Annotated in this window: 20 protein-coding genes, 5 tRNA genes and 1 other annotated feature; of the genes, 19 read left to right on the top strand and 6 right to left on the bottom strand. The window is 48.0% G+C overall.

Features of this window, described 5'->3' with window-relative positions; all coding sequences use genetic code 11:
* Nucleotides 1-2: 2 nt before the first annotated feature.
* From ACF2G4_RS10240 to luxS, 12 genes are all read left to right on the top strand, one after another.
* Nucleotides 3-515: a regulatory protein RecX gene (locus ACF2G4_RS10240; protein WP_409074772.1), complete on the top strand. Its 513-nt coding sequence runs from the start codon at nt 3-5 to the stop codon at nt 513-515.
* Between the two features lie 135 nt (nt 516-650).
* Nucleotides 651-3278: an alanine--tRNA ligase gene (alaS, locus tag ACF2G4_RS10235; protein WP_409074771.1), complete on the top strand. Its 2628-nt coding sequence runs from the start codon at nt 651-653 to the stop codon at nt 3276-3278.
* Between the two features lie 248 nt (nt 3279-3526).
* A complete protein-coding gene (gene csrA, locus ACF2G4_RS10230) occupies nt 3527-3712 on the top strand; it encodes a carbon storage regulator CsrA (protein WP_008927091.1) in 186 nt (61 codons plus the stop codon).
* Nucleotides 3713-3995: 283 nt separating this feature from the next.
* Nucleotides 3996-4088, top strand: a tRNA-Ser gene (locus ACF2G4_RS10225).
* 8 nt (nt 4089-4096) lie between these two features.
* Nucleotides 4097-4173 (top strand) — tRNA-Arg (locus ACF2G4_RS10220).
* Between the two features lie 80 nt (nt 4174-4253).
* Nucleotides 4254-4330: transfer RNA gene (locus ACF2G4_RS10215), tRNA-Arg, on the top strand.
* Nucleotides 4331-4387: 57 nt separating this feature from the next.
* Nucleotides 4388-4464, top strand: a tRNA-Arg gene (locus tag ACF2G4_RS10210).
* A gap of 59 nt (nt 4465-4523) precedes the next feature.
* A tRNA-Arg gene (locus ACF2G4_RS10205) sits at nt 4524-4600 on the top strand.
* 354 nt (nt 4601-4954) lie between these two features.
* Nucleotides 4955-5521 (top strand): fructose-1-phosphate/6-phosphogluconate phosphatase, encoded by a 567-nt coding sequence (yqaB, locus tag ACF2G4_RS10200; RefSeq protein ID WP_409074770.1) that lies wholly within the window; start codon nt 4955-4957, stop codon nt 5519-5521.
* Entirely contained in the window at nt 5518-5946 is a 429-nt protein-coding gene (locus tag ACF2G4_RS10195) for a YqaA family protein (RefSeq protein ID WP_215845779.1), read from the top strand. Before yqaB ends, ACF2G4_RS10195 begins: the two co-directional genes overlap by 4 nt.
* A gap of 31 nt (nt 5947-5977) precedes the next feature.
* Entirely contained in the window at nt 5978-7582 is a 1605-nt protein-coding gene (gene gshA, locus ACF2G4_RS10190) for a glutamate--cysteine ligase (RefSeq protein ID WP_409074769.1), read from the top strand.
* A gap of 154 nt (nt 7583-7736) precedes the next feature.
* On the top strand, nt 7737-8252 hold the full coding sequence (gene luxS, locus ACF2G4_RS10185) for an S-ribosylhomocysteine lyase (protein ID WP_215845781.1): 516 nt from the start codon (nt 7737-7739) through the stop codon (nt 8250-8252).
* A 55-nt stretch (nt 8253-8307) separates the two neighbouring features.
* Here luxS and ACF2G4_RS10180 read toward each other — a convergent pair whose 3' ends face one another.
* A complete protein-coding gene (locus tag ACF2G4_RS10180; protein WP_215845782.1) occupies nt 8308-9591 on the bottom strand; it encodes an HlyC/CorC family transporter in 1284 nt (427 codons plus the stop codon).
* Between the two features lie 16 nt (nt 9592-9607).
* A complete protein-coding gene (locus ACF2G4_RS10175) occupies nt 9608-10408 on the bottom strand; it encodes an inner membrane protein YpjD (RefSeq protein WP_215845783.1) in 801 nt (266 codons plus the stop codon).
* Nucleotides 10409-10574: 166 nt separating this feature from the next.
* On the opposite strand from ACF2G4_RS10175, the gene ffh reads away from it, so the two are divergent.
* The 5 genes from ffh to rplS all read left to right on the top strand — a co-directional run bounded on the left by ffh (nt 10575) and on the right by rplS (nt 14082).
* Nucleotides 10575-11936: a signal recognition particle protein gene (ffh, locus tag ACF2G4_RS10170; protein ID WP_215845784.1), complete on the top strand. Its 1362-nt coding sequence runs from the start codon at nt 10575-10577 to the stop codon at nt 11934-11936.
* A gap of 140 nt (nt 11937-12076) precedes the next feature.
* Nucleotides 12077-12325, top strand: a complete 249-nt coding sequence (gene rpsP, locus ACF2G4_RS10165) for a 30S ribosomal protein S16 (RefSeq protein ID WP_007893313.1) — start codon at nt 12077-12079, stop codon at nt 12323-12325.
* Between the two features lie 18 nt (nt 12326-12343).
* On the top strand, nt 12344-12892 hold the full coding sequence (rimM, locus tag ACF2G4_RS10160; RefSeq protein ID WP_215845785.1) for a ribosome maturation factor RimM: 549 nt from the start codon (nt 12344-12346) through the stop codon (nt 12890-12892).
* Between the two features lie 35 nt (nt 12893-12927).
* Nucleotides 12928-13692 carry a tRNA (guanosine(37)-N1)-methyltransferase TrmD gene (trmD, locus tag ACF2G4_RS10155; RefSeq protein WP_409074768.1) on the top strand — a complete coding sequence of 255 codons (765 nt, stop codon included), beginning with the start codon at nt 12928-12930 and terminating at the stop codon, nt 13690-13692.
* 42 nt (nt 13693-13734) lie between these two features.
* Complete coding sequence (gene rplS / locus ACF2G4_RS10150) at nt 13735-14082, top strand: 50S ribosomal protein L19 (protein WP_003849035.1); 348 nt, start codon at nt 13735-13737, stop codon at nt 14080-14082.
* A 132-nt stretch (nt 14083-14214) separates the two neighbouring features.
* On the opposite strand, the gene ACF2G4_RS10145 is transcribed toward rplS, so the two are convergent.
* Nucleotides 14215-14748 (bottom strand): GNAT family N-acetyltransferase, encoded by a 534-nt coding sequence (locus ACF2G4_RS10145; protein ID WP_332625478.1) that lies wholly within the window; start codon nt 14746-14748, stop codon nt 14215-14217.
* A gap of 287 nt (nt 14749-15035) precedes the next feature.
* Between ACF2G4_RS10145 and ACF2G4_RS10140 the strand changes: the two genes are divergently transcribed.
* Both ACF2G4_RS10140 and tyrA read left to right on the top strand, forming a co-directional pair.
* Nucleotides 15036-16115 carry a 3-deoxy-7-phosphoheptulonate synthase gene (locus ACF2G4_RS10140; protein WP_243079089.1) on the top strand — a complete coding sequence of 360 codons (1080 nt, stop codon included), beginning with the start codon at nt 15036-15038 and terminating at the stop codon, nt 16113-16115.
* A 6-nt stretch (nt 16116-16121) separates the two neighbouring features.
* Nucleotides 16122-17243 carry a bifunctional chorismate mutase/prephenate dehydrogenase gene (tyrA, locus tag ACF2G4_RS10135; RefSeq protein WP_215845788.1) on the top strand — a complete coding sequence of 374 codons (1122 nt, stop codon included), beginning with the start codon at nt 16122-16124 and terminating at the stop codon, nt 17241-17243.
* A 31-nt stretch (nt 17244-17274) separates the two neighbouring features.
* Here the strand turns inward: tyrA and pheA are convergent, their stop codons facing one another.
* From pheA to raiA, 3 genes are all read right to left on the bottom strand, one after another.
* Complete coding sequence (gene pheA / locus ACF2G4_RS10130) at nt 17275-18438, bottom strand: bifunctional chorismate mutase/prephenate dehydratase (RefSeq protein WP_409074767.1); 1164 nt, start codon at nt 18436-18438, stop codon at nt 17275-17277.
* 22 nt (nt 18439-18460) lie between these two features.
* Nucleotides 18461-18585 (bottom strand) — a sequence feature (Phe leader region).
* Nucleotides 18537-18584, bottom strand: coding sequence for a hypothetical protein (locus ACF2G4_RS10125; protein ID WP_193323348.1), 48 nt, complete (start codon nt 18582-18584; stop codon nt 18537-18539). (Overlaps the previous feature by 48 nt.)
* Before the next feature lie 100 nt (nt 18586-18685).
* Nucleotides 18686-19012 (bottom strand): ribosome-associated translation inhibitor RaiA, encoded by a 327-nt coding sequence (raiA, locus tag ACF2G4_RS10120; RefSeq protein ID WP_215845790.1) that lies wholly within the window; start codon nt 19010-19012, stop codon nt 18686-18688.
* Nucleotides 19013-19041: the final 29 nt, after the last annotated feature.

Genomic DNA, 19041 nt, shown 5'->3' with positions numbered 1-19041 from the left:
GTATGTCTGAACAACCTCAACCACAAATCATCTCTTTTCCTCGTCTCCTCGATCGTGCGATGCGCGTACTTGGCATGCGCGATCACAGCCGTGAAGAGCTAAAACGCAAGCTGCAGCAGTCAGTACAGCGAACAGCCTACATGCAGCAAAAAACGCCCGAAACCATCACTGAAGAGCAAATGGAGAAGGTGCTGGATTGGTGTCAAGAGAATGGCTGGCTAAATGATGAGCGCTTTACTGAGCGCTTTATACAAAGTCGTAGTCGCAAAGGTTATGGCCCGCAACGCATACGCATGGAGTTGACGCAAAAAGGAATCGGTCGTGATGCCATTGATATAGCAATGGAGGAAACAAATATCGATTGGGCTGAGTGTGCTGCGCAACTGGCTGAGCGTAAATTTGGCCTCCCCTTACCGAAAGAATGGAAAGAGAAGGCGAAAGTGCAGCGCTTTCTACAGTCGAAAGGCTTTTTATCAGAAGATATTCAATCCATTTTTAGAAATATTGATGGCTAAAAGCCGATGTAATTTTACTTCCCACTGAAGAAAATTTATCTTATTCCCACTTTTTTGTTCCTCTGAACATGTAAGCCGTACGGTTACGGCTTGCCTGAAGAGGCGGAACGTTCGTTAGCGTGATTCAGGATATTTATGAGCAAGAGCACTGCTGAGATCCGTCAAGCGTTTCTCGACTTTTTTAATAGCAAGGGACATCAGGTTGTAGACAGCAGCTCCCTCGTACCGAATAACGACCCAACGTTGCTGTTCACGAACGCTGGGATGAACCAGTTTAAAGATGTTTTCCTCGGTCAGGATAAACGTGATTATTCACGTGCAACGACGTCGCAGCGCTGCGTGCGTGCGGGTGGTAAACATAATGACCTTGAAAACGTGGGCTACACTGCGCGCCATCACACCTTCTTTGAGATGCTGGGTAACTTTAGTTTTGGTGACTATTTCAAAAAAGAAGCGATTGCGTTTGCCTGGGAACTGTTAACGAGCGAGCAGTGGTTCAAACTGCCGAAAGAGCGTTTATGGGTAACCATTTATGAGACCGATGATGAGGCTTACAGTATTTGGGCCAATGATATCGGCGTTCCTCATGAGCGTATAATCCGTATTGGCGATAATAAAGGTAGCGCTTACGCATCAGATAACTTCTGGCAAATGGGTGATACCGGTCCTTGCGGCCCATGCAGCGAGATTTTTTATGATCACGGTGATCATATTTGGGGCGGGCCGCCAGGAAGTGCCGAAGAAGATGGCGATCGCTACATTGAAATCTGGAACATCGTCTTTATGCAATTCAATCGGCAGGCTGACGGCACTATGCTGCCGCTGCCGAAACCCTCCGTTGATACGGGTATGGGGCTGGAGCGCATCTCGGCGGTTCTTCAGCATGTTAATTCCAACTATGAAATCGATCTGTTCCAGAAATTGATTCAAGCAGTAGCAAAAGTCACCGGCGCAACCGATCTTAATAATAAATCTTTGCGTGTAATTGCTGACCATATCCGTTCTTGTGCTTTCCTGATCGCCGATGGCGTCATCCCGTCTAATGAAAACCGTGGCTATGTATTGCGCCGTATCATTCGTCGTGCCGTACGTCATGGAAACATGCTGGGTGCCAAAGATGCATTCTTCTACCAGCTTGTCGCACCATTGATTGAAGTGATGGGCACGGCGGGGGAAGAGCTGGCTCGTCAGCAGACACAGGTTGAAAACATTCTTAAAAGCGAAGAAGAGCAGTTTGCTAAGACGCTTGAGCGTGGATTAACGCTGTTGGATGAAGAGTTGGCAAAACTGCAAGGTGATACGCTTGATGGTGAAACAGTTTTCCGCCTGTATGACACCTTTGGCTTTCCGGCTGATCTTACCGCTGACGTCTGCCGTGAACGCAATCTGAAAATTGATGAAGCCGGCTTCGAAAAGGCGATGGAACAGCAGCGCCAACGCGCTCGTGAAGCGAGCGGGTTTGGCTCAGATTACAGTAATGTGATTCGTATTGACGCAGCGTCCTCTTTTAAGGGTTACGACCATCTCGACTTAGCCGCGACTGTCAAAGCGCTTTATGTCGCTGGCGAAGCGGTTGAAGAAGTTAGCGCTGGGCAAGATGCCGTTGTGGTTTTGGACGAAACACCTTTCTATGGTGAGTCTGGCGGCCAGGTAGGTGATACCGGAAAGCTGACAGGGAATAATGCTGAATTTAATGTTCACGATACACAAAAGTATGGTCAGGCTATTGGTCATATCGGTAAGCTGGCTTCAGGTCAGTTACGCGTAGGCGATCGTCTTCATGCCGAAGTGGATGCAGCGCGCCGTGCGCGAATTCGTCTGAATCACTCAGCGACGCACCTGTTACATGCAGCACTACGTCAGGTATTGGGCGACCATGTTGCTCAGAAAGGTTCGCTGGTAAATGACAAATATCTTCGTTTCGATTTTTCACATTTTGAAGCGATGAAACCGGATGAAATTCGTCAGGTAGAAGATATCGTAAACACCCAGATTCGACGTAACCTGCCAGTCGAAACTGAAGTCATGGATCTTGATGCTGCGAAAACTAAAGGCGCAATGGCGCTTTTTGGTGAGAAGTATGACCAGCGCGTTCGTGTACTGACGATGGGTGATTTCTCTGTTGAGCTTTGTGGTGGCACGCACGCAGCACGCACCGGAGATATCGGCTTGTTCCGTATTCAGGCTGAATCCGGAACAGCTGCAGGTATTCGTCGTATTGAGGCGATAACGGGCGAGGGCGCATTGGCTCAGGTCAATGCTCAAAGTACCCAGTTGCATGACATTGCACAGCTGGTAAAAGCGAATAGCAGCAACCTGAATGAAAAAGTCCGCGGTTTGGTTGATCATGTCCGCGCACTGGAAAAAGAGTTGCAGCAATTACGCGATCAGCAGGCGGCTCAGGAAAGTGCTTCACTGAGCAGCAATGCGATAAGCGTTAAAGGGACGAAGCTATTAGTAAGTGAACTCAGCAACGTAGAGCCAAAAATGCTGCGCACAATGGTTGATGACCTGAAGAATCAACTGGGGTCAGCGGTGATTGTGTTGGCTACAGTAGTCGAAGGGAAAGTATCTCTTATTGCCGGTGTTACCAAAGACTTAACCGATCGTGTAAAGGCTGGCGAACTTGTCGCAGAGTTAGCGCAGCAGGTAGGTGGTAAAGGTGGCGGTCGACCCGATATGGCGCAAGCTGGTGGTACTGATGCCGCAGCACTGAATGGTGCGTTGGCAGGCGTTGAAGCATGGGTTTCCAGCCGTTTGTAATGAAATAAAACAATGCATCGCAGCAAGCGTCAGAACGGTTGTTCCGGCGCTTTTTCATGCGATGTACAGTAGGTAATGACAAAGTCAGGTTGATGTAGTGTATTTCGGCTAAACTAACTATCAGCAGAATGTATTGGCGCATCGATCTACATTGGTGTAATTGTCATAGTCTATGTTCAGCGTTTAATGATGGATAATGCCGGGAGTCCGAACAGGCCCGACTCTTTTAATCTTTCAAGGAGCAAAGAATGCTTATTCTAACTCGTCGAGTTGGTGAAACCCTCATGATTGGTGATGAGGTGACCGTAACGGTGCTGGGTGTTAAAGGTAACCAGGTTCGTATCGGTGTTAATGCACCGAAAGAAGTGTCTGTGCATCGCGAAGAGATCTATCAGCGTATCCAGGCCGAAAAAACTCAGCAAACGAGCGTTTAACGGATTCAGCGTCTCGCATTTTGCGAGGCGCTACCGATTTCACCCCAATCCCTACCTTTTTCTTTGTCCCAATATTCCCCTCTTTTTTAACTTCAGCATGCTTTCTTTGTTGATTATTCACTCTTTTTGCCGTCATTTTGCGCCAATTGCCTGTCATTTGTTCAATCGAACAAGCAGTGGGAAAAATTTGTTTGACTTATAAGTCCCAGAAAGTAATATGTGCGCCACGCAGTGCCGATGAGCAGTTGTAAAGTTCAGAAGCACAGTTCGGAAGAACGCGTTTGGTGAGGTGGCCGAGAGGCTGAAGGCGCTCCCCTGCTAAGGGAGTATGCGGTCAAAAGCTGCATCGAGGGTTCGAATCCCTCCCTCACCGCCATTTCCGATGCATCCATAGCTCAGCTGGATAGAGTACTCGGCTACGAACCGAGCGGTCGGAGGTTCGAATCCTCCTGGATGCACCATCGGAAATTTTAAAAGTGAATTAGCAGTTCCTTTCTTGGTGAGTAGTTAGCACCCTGCGTTGTACAAGAATTTAGTAAATGCATCCATAGCTCAGCTGGATAGAGTACTCGGCTACGAACCGAGCGGTCGGAGGTTCGAATCCTCCTGGATGCACCATTCTTCGTAACATTCCCAGGTTGATTTCTGAAAGTCCAATAAAAACGAATTACCCATGCATCCATAGCTCAGCTGGATAGAGTACTCGGCTACGAACCGAGCGGTCGGAGGTTCGAATCCTCCTGGATGCACCATTCGCTTTTTCGTTATACCCAATAGTTATCTCCTTTCTGTTATACCTGTTTTTACCTATGCATCCGTAGCTCAGCTGGATAGAGTACTCGGCTACGAACCGAGCGGTCGGAGGTTCGAATCCTCCCGGATGCACCATATTCTCAATCTCTACCTCTACCTCTACCTCTACCTCCATAGCACGCTGCCACACCCGTCAACACTGCTTAAAGCAAAAACCTCTGCCTTAACCCTTCTGCAATTCAGTAAAACCAACAGCGTTGAGTTATTTCATAACGCACCCAAAATATTTCCCATGATGTTATACCCTCCTCAAATTGTTAAAAAATCTACAGTGATTCCACACGGTTATACGCCGTCCCGCCGGATCACCTTTTTCTGAAAAGAAAAATATCTAATGCTTTCAAAGCATTTGCTGTTCATCCCACCTGGCGACAACCTGCACACATTAAGCTAAAGTAATGGCTCATTTATTGAATGTCCGGAGTGACAATGTACGATCAATATGACGCCCTGATTTTCGATATGGACGGCACAATTCTTGACACCGAGCCGACACATCGAAAAGCGTGGCATCAGGTACTGGCGCGCTACGGATTGACGCTGGATGAAGCACGCATGGTGAGTTTCAATGGTGCGCCAACCTGGCAACTGGCGCAGTTTATTATTGAAATAAATCAGTCAACTCATGATCCTCTTCTTCTCGCTGCTGAAAAAACAGCTGCCGTAAAAGCCATGCTGTTGGAAAACGTGCATCCACTTCCTTTAATGGACGTCGTCAAGGCTTATTATGGCCGTCGTCCCATGGCAGTTGGAACGGGCAGTGAGCACAGCATGGCAGAGGCTTTGCTAAACCAACTGGGTGTACGCGAGTTGTTTACAGCAGTGGTTGGTGCAGATGACGTGCAGCGCCACAAACCAGAACCGGATACTTTTTTACGTTGCGCAGAACTCATGGGCGTAGCGCCGGAACGTTGTATTGTTTTCGAAGACGCTGATTTTGGCGTACAGGCAGCGAAAGCTGCAGGTATGGACGTGGTAGATGTTCGCTTACTGTGAGTGAAATCCTTGTTTACGCCTCTTTGTTTGGCAGCAGTTTTTTAAGCGCGACGCTTTTACCGGGAAGCTCTGAAGCACTGCTGATTGCTTTACTGATTGCTAAAAAAGCATCAGTTTATGGGTTGATTGTGGCCGCATCGTTGGGAAACACCTTGGGCGGCTTAACCAACATTCTTCTTGGTCGCTTACTGCCGCTAAAACGTCAGGGGCGATGGCATGACACAGCAATGACGTGGTTACACCGATTAGGGCCTGCAGCACTGCTATTCAGTTGGTTGCCGGTGGTAGGTGATCTGCTCTGCGTTCTCGCAGGCTGGTTACGTTTCGCCTGGCTCCCGGCAATGCTGTTTCTCGCCGTCGGTAAAACGCTGCGTTATATCGTTATCGCGACCGCCACATTACAGGGCATGCAATGGTGGCATTGATTCGCACAGATTCGAGGCTACGGTTAACATTATGCTGAACAAAAATAAATTATTCTCACAGCGGGAGGTTAATGTGATCCCGGACGTATCTAAAGCGCTGTCCTGGCTGGAAGCGCACCCTAATGCTTTAAAAGGCATTGGACGTGGTATCGAACGTGAAACATTACGATCAATGCCAAATGGTCATCTTGCTGAGAGCGGTCACCCGGAATCTCTGGGGTCTGCGCTTAAGCATGACTGGATTACCACCGATTTCGCAGAAACTCTGCTCGAATTTATCACGCCGGTTGATCACAGCATCGACCACATGCTGGCTTTTCTACGCGATATTCACCGCCATGTTGCGCGTGAGTTGGGCGAGGAGCGCATGTGGCCGTTCAGTATGCCTTGCGTGATTGAAGATGCAGATAAAATTGAGCTGGCGCAATACGGCAATTCCAACATTGGCCGGATGAAAACGCTCTACCGTGAAGGGCTGAAAAATCGCTACGGCGCGCTGATGCAAACCATCTCCGGCATTCATTACAACTTTTCACTGCCGCTGTCTTTCTGGCAGGAATGGGCCGATGTGAAGGATGTGGAAAGCGGTAAAGAAACCATTTCTGCTGGTTATCTGCGCCTGATTCGAAATTACTATCGCTTCGGATGGGTGATTCCTTACCTGTTTGGTGCATCACCTGCTGTCAGCTCCAGCTTTTTACAAGGGCGTGAAAGCGCGCTGCCATTTGAAACCAATGACGAAGGTATGTTGTGGCTGCCTTATGCAACGTCGCTTCGTCTGAGCGACCTTGGGTATACCAACAAATCTCAAAGTTCGTTGGGTATCACGTTCAATTCTCTGGACGGTTATGTTTCGGCACTCAAGAAGGCGATTAAAACGCCATCAGAAGAGTTTGCAGAGATGGGCACTAAAGATGCAGAGGGTAACTGGCTTCAGCTTAATACCAATGTCCTGCAAATTGAGAACGAGCTCTATGCACCTATTCGTCCTAAGCGTGTTACGCGCTCTGGCGAAGCGCCATCTGATGCGCTGCTGCGTGGCGGCATTGAATACATTGAAGTCCGTTCACTTGATATCAATCCCTTCTCTGCAATTGGCGTCGATGAAAATCAGGTACGCTTCCTTGATCTGTTCCTGATTTGGTGCACGCTGGCAGATGCGCCTGAAATGAGCGCTGAAGAGCTGCAGTGCACTCGTCAAAACTGGAATCGTGTTGTATTGGAAGGGCGTAAGCCGGGCCAAAAAATTGCGGTAGGATGTGGTGAAGCGGAGCATTCGCTGCAAGAAGTAGGCAAAACATTGTTTGCAGATCTGCGTCGTGTCGCTGAGGTGTTAGACAGCAATCAGGGCAGCACGCAATATCAACAAGTTTGCGATCAACTGGTGGCATCGTTTGATGATCCTGAGCTAACCTATTCAGCGCGCATCCTTCACGCGATGAAGGATAATGGTTTGACCGGAACCGGTATAGCATTGGCAGAACAATATCGTCATTTGCTGTGTGAAGAATCTTTGGAAGTGTTAAGCGAAGAAGACTTCACGCGTCAGGCGCAAGAGTCTGTGTCTAAACAGCAGCAGCTTGAAGCGAATGATACGTTGGATCTGGAAGCGTATCTGGCGAGCCGGGAAGGGTAGAAAAAGAAAAAGGCCACATCAATGTGGCCAAATTAACATCTCTGTGTTGTCAGGGATGATGATAACAAATGCGCGTCTTTCATATATTCAGACGTTGGGCGAACAGAAAAGTTTCATTGTTTTAAAAAAAATTCTCAGAACAGGAGGCGACGTAATGCCATTACTGGATAGTTTTACTGTTGATCACACCATCATGGCTGCGCCTGCAGTGCGTGTAGCGAAAACCATGAAGACGCCAAACGGCGATACAATTACTGTTTTCGACCTGCGTTTCTGCCGACCTAACATTGAGATCCTGACTGAGCGCGGTATTCATACGCTTGAGCATCTTTTTGCAGGATTCATGCGCGATCACCTGAATGGTGACGGTGTCGAAATCGTTGATATCTCACCGATGGGTTGCCGTACTGGTTTCTATATGAGTCTGATCGGGACGCCAGATGAGCAACGCGTAGCGAAAGCGTGGAAAGAGGCGATGGAAGATGTTCTGAAGGTAAAAGATCAGAATCAAATCCCTGAACTCAACGAATATCAGTGTGGTAGCTACAAACTGCATTCATTAGATGAAGCGCAGCAAATTGCCCGCAATGTTCTGGCACATGATATCGGCGTTAATCACAACGAAGATCTGAAACTACCAAAAGAGAAATTGCAGGAACTGCACATCTAGTTTTGCGATTACCTGCCAAAAAACGCCGCATTTAGCGGCGTTTTTTATAGGCAATTTAGGAGCCGACGGAAGATTTCAATGGCGTCTTTGGTGTGATTTTGACCTGCTTCACCATATTGTCCTGCACATCCAGAATATCAATGTCGTAGTGACCAATTTGAATGCGCGTCTTCATTTGTGGAATCTCTTCCAGCGCCTCAAGCAACATCCCATTAATGGTACGTGCTTCTTCTTCAGGTAGGTTCCAGTTAAAGGCTTTGTTGATTTCGCGCACATTGGCGCTTCCTTCAATCAAGACTGAACCATCGTTTTGTGGCATCACTTCTTCTGCAAGTGAAGGTGACATAGAGGTAGTGAAATCGCCAACGATCTCTTCAAGAATATCTTCGATAGTCACCAAACCTTTGATGTCACCATATTCATCAACCACCAAACCGGCTTTCTTCTTGTTGCGCTGAAATTTAACCAGCTGCACATTCAATGGTGTGCCTTCCGGTACATAATAGATTTCATCAGCAGCGCGTAGCAGCGTCTCTTTGTTGAACTCTTTTTCTGTCATCATGCGCCAGGCTTCGCGTACACGCAGCATGCCTACACAATCATCGAGCGAATCACGAAACAATACGATGCGTCCGTGTGGCGAATGGCTGAGCTGGCGGGCCACGGATTTCCAGTCATCGTTGATATTAATGCCAACAATCTCATTACGCGGCACCATGATGTCGTCAACGCTGACTTTTTCCAAATCAAGCACCGAAAGAAGCATGTCCTGGTTACGGCGTGATATCAAATTACGTGACTCATAAACGATAGTGCGTAGCTCTTCTTTGCTTAGTGCGGAGTTGATAGAACCATCGGTTTTCATCCCAACCATACGCATCAAAATACGCGTTATGGTGTTTAACAGCCAGACCAAGGGCAGCATGACATATTGCAATGGCCCAAGCAGTACGCTGCTAGGATAGGCCACTTTTTCTGGATAAAGTGCGGCGATGGTTTTAGGGAGGACTTCGGAAAATACCAAAACGACAAACGTGAGCACACCGGTAGCGATAGCGACACCGGCATCGCCATACAGGCGCATTCCAACAATGGTCGCTAAGGCCGACGCGAGGATATTAACCAGGTTATTGCCAATCAGCACCAGGCTAATCAGGCGATCGGGGCGTCGCAGTAACTTTTCAACGCGACGCGCTCCGCGATGCCCGCTTTTAGCTTGATGACGCAGCTTGTAGCGGTTAAGCGTCATCATGCCAGTTTCTGAACCTGAAAAATAAGCCGAAACCAGTACCATAATGATTAGCGTTACGATCAGCGTGGTGGTCGAAACATGTTCCAACGCAGGACTTCCTTAATTAATGTGAGGCAGAAGTGAGTAGGTGCTGTAAAACACGGCTGCCGAAGTAAGCCATGGTTAACAGCAACGCGCCGCCGCAGTTGAACCAGACTACGCGACGACCGCGCCAACCCTCATGATAGTGTCCCCAAAGCAGAACGATATAGACGAACCATGCAATGATGGAAAGTACTGCTTTATCAACATTCTCGGCACTGAACAGGTTATGCATATAAAACAAACCGGTACAAAGCACCAGTGTCAGCAGCACAACGCCCACTTGGGTAATATGAAACATCTTGCGCTCAATGGTAAGCAGCGGCGGCATATCTTGGGTAAACGCCAATTTTTTATTTTTTAACTGATAGTCAATCCAAGCCAGCTGCAGCGCGTAGAGGGCCGCGATAATGAGTGTGGCGTAGGCAAACAGCGACAGGCCGATGTGAATCATCATGCCCGGCGTGGTTTCAAGATGAGTAATGAACGCGTTGGGAACGAAGGTAGCAAAAGCCAGGTTGATCAGCGCAAAACTGTAAACAATCGGTAACAACAGCCAGCCACGATTGCGTGAGGCGACAATCGTCATGATGGCGCAGATCAGTAAGCTGACTAGCGATCCAATGTTCAACAGGCTTAAGTTTTGTCCACCATCAACGGCAAAAATGCGTTGCTGCAGAGCCACCGCGTGGGTAATCAGCGCCACGCAGGCAGAAAGCACCGCCATCCGCCGCCAGCCACCGTTACGTTTTAACAAGCTGGGAATGATCAGTGCAAGGCTTAGGGAGTAGGCGAACAGCGCCACAATCGAGAAAACGGACATAGATCCTTTCGGGTATCAGTCAGATATAAGGAAAAAAGCAGTATAGCGCCAGCAGCAGTATGCTCCAAACGATCTGAGGGTCAATTGCAGAGATCGCTGATGCTTCGTGTTATAATCCGCCGCATTCTGCCGATCAGGCGCCTCGCGATTTTTTAAGTGAGAGAAAATGTTTGATAATTTAACCGATCGTTTGTCGCAAAGCCTGCGTAATATCAGTGGTCGCGGAAGGCTGACCGAAGACAATATTAAAGACACGCTGCGTGAAGTTCGCATGGCGTTGCTCGAAGCTGACGTTGCACTGCCAGTTGTACGTGACTTTATCAGTCGCGTAAAAGAGAGTGCAGTAGGCCATGACGTCAATAAAAGCCTGACGCCAGGCCAAGAGTTCATCAAAATCGTCCGCAACGAACTGGTTGCAGCAATGGGGGCAGAGAATAATGCGCTTGATTTAGCTGCGCAGCCACCTGCTGTTGTGCTGATGGCCGGTTTACAAGGTGCGGGTAAAACGACCAGCGTCGGGAAACTGGGTAAGTTCCTGCGTGAAAAGCATAAAAAGAAAGTCCTGGTTGTTTCTGCTGACGTTTATCGTCCTGCAGCGATTAAACAGCTTGAGACTTTGGCTCAACAGGTTGGGGTTGATTTCTGCCCATCCGACGTGAGTCAGAAACCCGTCGACATTGTTAACAATGCGTTGAAAGAAGCCAAACTGAAGTTTTACGACGTGTTGCTGGTGGATACTGCCGGTCGTTTGCACGTTGATGAAGCGATGATGGACGAAATCAAACAGGTTCATGCCGCGATTAATCCGGTTGAAACGCTGTTTGTGGTTGATGCCATGACCGGTCAGGATGCGGCTAACACGGCTAAAGCATTTAACGAAGCATTGCCGCTGACAGGCGTTATTCTGACCAAAGTGGATGGTGATGCTCGCGGCGGTGCTGCGCTGTCAATTCGTCATATTACCGGCAAACCGATTAAGTTCATGGGTGTCGGTGAGAAGACCGAGGCACTGGAGCCTTTTTATCCAGAACGTATCGCATCACGTATTCTCGGCATGGGCGACGTGCTGTCGCTGATTGAAGATATCGAGAGTAAAGTTGACCGCGAGCAAGCTGAAAAGCTGGCGAAAAAATTAAAAACCGGTGACGGTTTCGATTTAAACGATTTTCTTGAGCAGTTGAAGCAGATGCGCAACATGGGCGGCATGGCTAGTCTGATGGGCAAACTGCCAGGCATGGGCCAACTGCCAGATAACGTTAAATCGCAAATGGACGACAAAGTGCTGGTGCGCATGGAAGCCATCATTAATTCAATGACGCGCAAAGAGCGCGAAAAGCCGGAACTCATTAAAGGGTCGCGTAAACGTCGTATTGCGACCGGTTCAGGCATGCAGGTGCAGGACGTTAACCGCTTACTTAAGCAGTTTGATGATATGCAGCGCATGATGAAGAAAATGAAGAAAGGTGGCATGGCAAAAATGATGCGCGGTATGAAAGGCATGATGCCGCCAGGTTTCCCGGGACGTTAATCGTTCCACAAAAAAGCCCGAAAGAAACGCTATTAGGTTGCTTTTTTCGCCAAAATGAGTAAAATTTTCGGGCTTTTTATACAGCACCCGGACTCCATTCCCCGATGGAGCCGGGTGTTTTATTAACTGAAGAGGATGTTATGGTAACAATTCGTTTGGCACGTCACGGCGCTAAAAAGCGTCCGTTCTATCAGGTCGTCGTTACTGACAGCCGTAATGCACGCAACGGTCGCTTCATCGAGCGCGTAGGTTTCTTCAACCCGATCGCTTCTGGTCAGGCTGAAGGTCTGCGTCTGGACCTGGATCGCATCGAGCACTGGGTTGGCCAGGGCGCTACGCTTTCTGATCGCGTTAACGCGCTGATCAAAGAAGCAAAGAAAGCAGCTTAATCTGTCACGGTGGTGAGCATGAGCAAACAACTTGCCGCACAGCCTCCCGTTAATCCCATTGTTTTGGGTAAAATGGGGGCCGCATACGGCATCCGCGGTTGGCTCAAAGTGTTTTCCTCCACTGAAGACGCTGAAAGCATCTTCGACTACCAACCTTGGTTTATCCAGCGTGCCGGTAAATGGCATCAGGTTGAGCTAGAGGGTTGGAAGCACCACAATCAGGACCTGATTATCAAAGTCAAAGGCTTCGATGATCGGGATGCGGCGGCTCAATTAACCAATTGCGAAATCAAGGTTGATTCGACGCAGTTGCCAGCGCTGGATAACGGTGACTATTACTGGAAAGACCTTATGGGTTGCCAGGTTGTTAACCTTGAAGGCTACGAGTTGGGCAAAGTCATTGATTTGATGGAAACCGGCTCGAACGACGTACTCGTTGTTAAGGCAAACCTGAAAGATGCGTTCGGTGCTCAGGAGCGGTTGATTCCGTTTCTTGATGAACAGGTTATCAAGAAAGTCGATCTCACTACTGGCCTCATCGAAGTAGATTGGGATCCTGGTTTTTGATCTCCGAATCACAGGGTAACGTAACGGCGAATACAATGTGGATTGGTGTTATTAGCCTGTTTCCAGAAATGTTTCGCGCTATTACCGATTACGGGGTAACTGGCCGGGCAGTAAAAAATGGCCTGCTTAGTATTCAAAGCTGGAGTCCGCGTGACTTCGCGCTTGACCGGCACCGCACCGTGGATGATCGTCCTTATGGCGGCGGACCGGGAATGTTAATGATGGTACAACCTTTACGGGATGCCATCTCCGCAGCGAAAGCAGCGGCGGGAGACGGGGCTAAGGTGATATATCTTTCACCTCAGGGGCGCAAACTCGACCAACAGGGCGTTTGTGAGTTAGCGACGCAGAACAAGTTAATTCTGGTCTGTGGTCGTTATGAAGGGATTGATGAGCGCGTAATCCAAACCGAAATTGATGAAGAATGGTCAATCGGCGATTACGTACTCAGTGGCGGAGAATTACCAGCCATGACGTTGATTGACTCAGTTGCCCGGTTTATTCCTGGTGTGCTGGGTAAGCAAGCGTCAGCCGATGAGGATTCGTTCTCGGATGGTTTGCTGGATTGTCCACACTACACCCGACCTGAAGTGTTAGAAGGCAAGGAAGTTCCGGCAGTTTTACTGTCAGGCAACCATGCCGATATTCGCCGTTGGCGCCTGAAACAGTCGCTAGGCCGTACCTGGCTAAGAAGACCTGAACTTCTGGAAAACCTGGCTCTGACTGAAGAGCAAGCAAGGTTGCTAAAGGAATTCAAACGTGAATTTCAGCAGCAGCAAAACGATGATGTGGAAGAGTGATCTTCCCCGACTATCAGTTTACCCAGGATAAGAGATTTAATTATGAGCAACATTATTAAGCAAATTGAACAAGAGCAGATGAAACAGGACGTACCTTCTTTCCGTCCGGGTGATTCCGTGGAAGTGAAAGTATGGGTCGTTGAAGGTTCTAAAAAACGTCTGCAGGCATTCGAGGGCGTGGTTATCGCTATTCGTAACCGCGGTCTGCACTCTGCATTCACTGTTCGCAAAATTTCTAACGGCGAAGGCGTTGAGCGTGTTTTCCAAACTCACTCACCAGTAATTGACAGCATCGCTGTTAAACGTCGTGGCGCTGTGCGTAAAGCCAAACTGTACTACCTGCGTGAGCGTACTGGTAAGTCTGCTCGTATCAAAGAGCGTCTTAACTAAGGTATCGCTAGCGCGACATCTAAAAGTTAATAGCAAACAAGGGGTTGGCGAAATGCCAGCCCCTTTTTTATTATAATGAGGGAAAAATACCTGCGGACACAATGTCATCATCACGCCAGAATCTCTGTGAGCTTATTTCTGAGGCCGATGAAAATGATAAATCGCGGTATTAACCGGACCGCTGTCTAAAATGATCAACCCGTAGCGGTAATCAACAAAACGCCCTCCGCATTTTTCTGCCACTCTCCTGCTTGCTGTATTGGCCTCTGCTGCCAGGATCTCAATCGTTTTAATAGCAGGACGTTCAAATCCAAACTTAAGCAGTTGGTTTACCGCCTGGCTGGCAATGCCTTTTCCTTGAACATCGCTGCGAACCCAATATCCCATCGCACTAAAATCACCTCGAAAACGAGAAAAGCGAATACCTGCGCCACCTAATAGCCGATCTTGCTCATCAACAATGGCAAATTCATGCGCTTCACCTGTTGCTCTTTGCAAGTGAGTAAAGTTGATCCAGCTGGCTGCTTCTTTTTCCTCATAATTTTCATGTGCCCAGACCATCCATGGAAGCAAAGTGTCGAGCGAGTTATTGACTGCGGCAGTGAAGGCAGAAATATCCTCTAGGGTGAATGGACGTAATGTAATAGAAGCGAAATGAGCGGTCATATGAAATTACTGAATTAAGCAAGAAGTGGCGTCAGATTAACACAGGTCACTTAAGCGCCCATGCTCAGCATTGTAATTATAACTTTACAGTTTTGATGGTGTGGGCTAAGCGCAATTTAAATATAAGTTGTTCATTTTAAACTAATTAAATTATTTATTAGGCGTTATTTTTATTTGCAGTAATTAAAAATGTACAGACTAATTGCAAGGCGTACTCTTTATGATACAGTGTGCGACATCCTCTTAGAGGATCCCTGGACCGCATAAACGAGAAAAGGATCGTAATCATGCAAAAAGACGCGCTGAATAATGTGCATATCGCAGATGAACAAATATTGATCACGCCAGAAGAGTTAAAGGCGAAATTCCCACTAAATGCCCAGCAACAAGAGCAGGTTGCTGCATCTCGCCAGACGATTTCTGACATTATCGCAGGCCGCGATCCGCGTCTTTTGGTGGTGTGTGGCCCATGTTCAATTCACGATACAGAAGCTGCACTTGATTACGCTCGCCGTCTGCAAACCCTTTCTGAACAGTTGAAGGATCAGCTGTACCTCGTTATGCGCGTCTATTTTGAAAAACCTCGTACGACCGTAGGTTGGAAAGGTTTGATCAACGATCCTTATATGGACAATTCGTTTGATATGGAAGGGGGCTTACACATTGCACGTAAGCTGTTAGTGAATTTAGTGGAAATGGGTCTGCCATTGGCCACTGAAGCCCTTGATCCTAACAGTCCACAATATTTAGGCGATTTGTTCAGCTGGTCGGCGATTGGTGCTCGTACGACTGAATCGCAAACTCACCGTGAAATGGCATCAGGTCTTTCAATGCCGGTTGGTTTTAAAAACGGAACAGATGGTAGTCTTGGCACGGCCATCAATGCAATGCGCGCAGCTGCAATGCCACATCGTTTTGTCGGTATCAATCAGTCTGGTCAAGTTTGCTTGCTGCAAACTCAAGGCAATCCAGACGGTCACGTCATTCTCCGTGGTGGAAAAACGCCAAATTACGGGCCAGAAGATGTTGCACAATGCGAAAAAGAGATGCTCAAGGCGGGACTGCGTCCAGCCTTAATGATAGATTGCAGCCATGGTAATTCTAATAAAGACTTCCGTCGCCAGCCTGGGGTAGCTGAGTCAGCTGTCGCCCAGATCAAAGATGGTAACCGTTCGATTATTGGTTTGATGTTGGAGAGCCATATCAATGAAGGGAGCCAATCTTCTGAGCAACCACGCAGTGAAATGAAATATGGCGTTTCCGTCACTGATGCCTGCATCAATTGGGAAGTCACTGAAGTTTTGCTACGTGATATGCATCAGGATCTGCAAGGAGTGCTGTCGGCGCGTCTGTCACACGAGGTGTAATGAGCAATGGTTGCTGAACTGACCGCGTTACGCGATCAAATAGATAATGTAGACAAGGCGCTGCTCGATCTGCTGGCAAAGCGGCTTGAACTGGTCGCTGAGGTAGGCGAAGTCAAAAGCCGTTATGGCTTGCCTATTTATGTGCCAGAACGTGAAGCTTCAATGCTGGCGTCGCGCCGTAAGGAAGCGGAAGCGTTGGGTGTGCCGCCTGATCTTATCGAAGATGTGCTGCGCCGCGTAATGCGTGAATCCTACACCAGCGAAAATGACAAAGGTTTCAAAACGCTTTGTCCTGAATTGCGTCCAGTGGTGATCGTTGGCGGAAATGGCCAGATGGGCAGGCTATTTGAAAAGATGCTGACCCTGTCAGGTTATACCGTAAAAATACTCGATAAAGCGGATTGGGAGCAGGCTGAATCGCTGCTAAGCGATGCCGGCATGGTGATTATCAGTGTTCCGATTCATTTAACTGAACAAGTCATAGCGCAGCTGCCGCAGCTGCCTGATGACTGCATTTTGGTTGATTTAGCTTCAGTGAAAAATCGCCCGCTTCAGGCGATGCTGGCCGCGCATGGAGGACCGGTGCTGGGGTTGCATCCGATGTTTGGGCCTGACAGCGGTAGCCTTGCGAAACAGGTTGTGGTTTGGTGTGATGGCCGTCAACCTGAAGCGTATCAATGGTTTTTGGAACAAATGCAGGTTTGGGGGGCTCGCTTACATCGTATTAGCGCTGTAGAGCATGATCAAAACATGGCGTTCATACAGGCGCTTCGGCATTTCGCGACCTTTGCTTATGGTCTGCATTTAGCTGAAGAAAACGTTAATCTCGATCAGTTATTGGCGCTGTCGTCGCCAATCTACCGGTTGGAATTAGCGATGGTTGGACGCTTGTTTGCCCAAGATCCGCAGTTGTATGCTGACATTATTATGTCTTCAGAAAATAACCTGGCACTGATAAAACGTTATTATCAACGCTTTGGCGAAGCGATTACCTTGCTGGAGCAGGGTGATAAGCAAGCCTTCATTGACAGCTTTAATCGGGTCGAGCACTGGTTTGGCGACCATGCCAAACGCTTCCTGGTGGAAAGCCGCAGCTTATTACGTTCGGCGAACGACAGCCGGCAGTAAATAAAAAGGCATCCCGTTGGATGCCTTTCTTTTATTCGCCAGGTTCAACCGGCACGATATTTTCGCCTGGATAACATCCCAATACCTTCAGCGATCGCGTCATCGTTTTCAATTCTTGTAATGCCTGCTGCATTTTTTCCGACTGCAAATTTGCCTGCACATCAATGTAAAACATCTCTTCCCACGGATTTCCATTGATAGGACGTGACTCAAGTTTACTCATGATCAGGTTGTGTTGTCGCAAGACTAACAGGGCATCAACCAGCGCACCTGCTTGCTGTCCTGTTGCCATGATGAGTGTGGTTTTCGCGGGAACCTGATCAGAAACGTCGATCGGTTTACGAGCCAGAACAATGAAACGCGTCTGGTTTTGTTGCTGATTCGCCAGATTTCGTTCAAGAACCTGTAATTGATAAAGCTCCCCACCAGCCTCACTGCCTAAGGCTGCAACTTTAGGTGAATTGAGTGCAGCGACTTTCTCCATCGCTGCTGCAGTACTTTCGGTGTACTCAATTTTCCAATGTGGGAAACGATTAATAAACTGGCTACATTGCTGGAAAGGCTGGGGATGACTATAGACCGTTTCAATCTGCTGAAGATCGGTAGTGCCATTGATCAACACGCAATGTTCGATGGGCAAAGTCAGCTCGCCCACAATCGACAAACTTGTTTGCTGAAGCAAATCGTAAACATCATTGATCGAACCCGAACTGGTATTTTCTATTGGCAATACCGCGTAATCGGCTAAGCCATTTTCAACGTGTTTAATAATGTCATGAAACTTAAGACAGCCGCTTTCAACCATATTGTCAAAATGGCGCGCTGCGTATTTACGTGCAGCAAGGTGAGAATAGGAACCTTTTGGACCTAAAAAAGCAATGCGGGCAGCCTGCGCATGAGGATGGTTCAGATTCTTTTGCAGGAGCGCCTGTTGAGTTAATACAGAATCCTCAATCACTAACTGGAAAAGCCGAGTGATGTAGTGTGCATCCAAATGGTGTTTCTTGCCCAGTACGATCAAATGCTCCAGCAAAGCGCGTTCGCGTTCTACATCACGAATAGGGCGATGGGTTTCAAGTTTAGCCTGTGCAACCTCAACGGCCAGCGAACGGCGTTCTGCTAAAAGAGTCAGTAGTTTTTCATCGACCGCGCTGATTCTGTCGCGCAACGCCAGTAATGGATTATCGGGATTCATAGGGATCACCTGTAAGCTGTCCAATAAAAAAGCCTCCCAGTTGGGAGGCTTTGTTGTTCGTCTTCGCTTTCGTTTTCACACGACGAATTGCCTCCCAATTAGGGGAAGGTAAAAAAGAAAGCGAAGAAAAACAGAGGTTGTTTCATGATTAATTCCACAAAAATAGTGAACTGAGAGTAACCGTACTGATTTGAAGCTGTCAATAAAAAACGCGCCCGTAGGCGCGTTAAACTTGTCGTTGAAGTGATTAGCTGGCCGGTGTGAAGTCTTTTACGCTGGTCGTTGCGCGGCGAGCTTCGGCTTTATGCTGAACTTTATTGAGCTGTCGTTCGAGCTTAGCAATCAAATCATTTATTGCGGTATACATATCGTCGTGTTTGGCGCTGGCCACCAAAGTGCCGTTTGGCGTATTTATAGTGGCATCAGCCACGAATTCTTTTGGTTCTTTGGACAAGACAATATGGGGATTAATCAGGTCGGTTTGCCACTTTTCTAGCTTGGCGAGACGGTCTTCGACATGGTTGCGGATAGCCGCAGTGATTTCCATTTGTTTACTGGTAATGTTGAGAATCATATTTCTTACCTCTCTGTCATTTCCGTCTT

The organism is Pantoea phytostimulans, from assembly GCF_046118715.1.
Lineage (GTDB): Bacteria > Pseudomonadota > Gammaproteobacteria > Enterobacterales > Enterobacteriaceae > Pantoea > Pantoea phytostimulans.
This window is presented reverse-complemented; position numbering and strand designations above follow the sequence as displayed.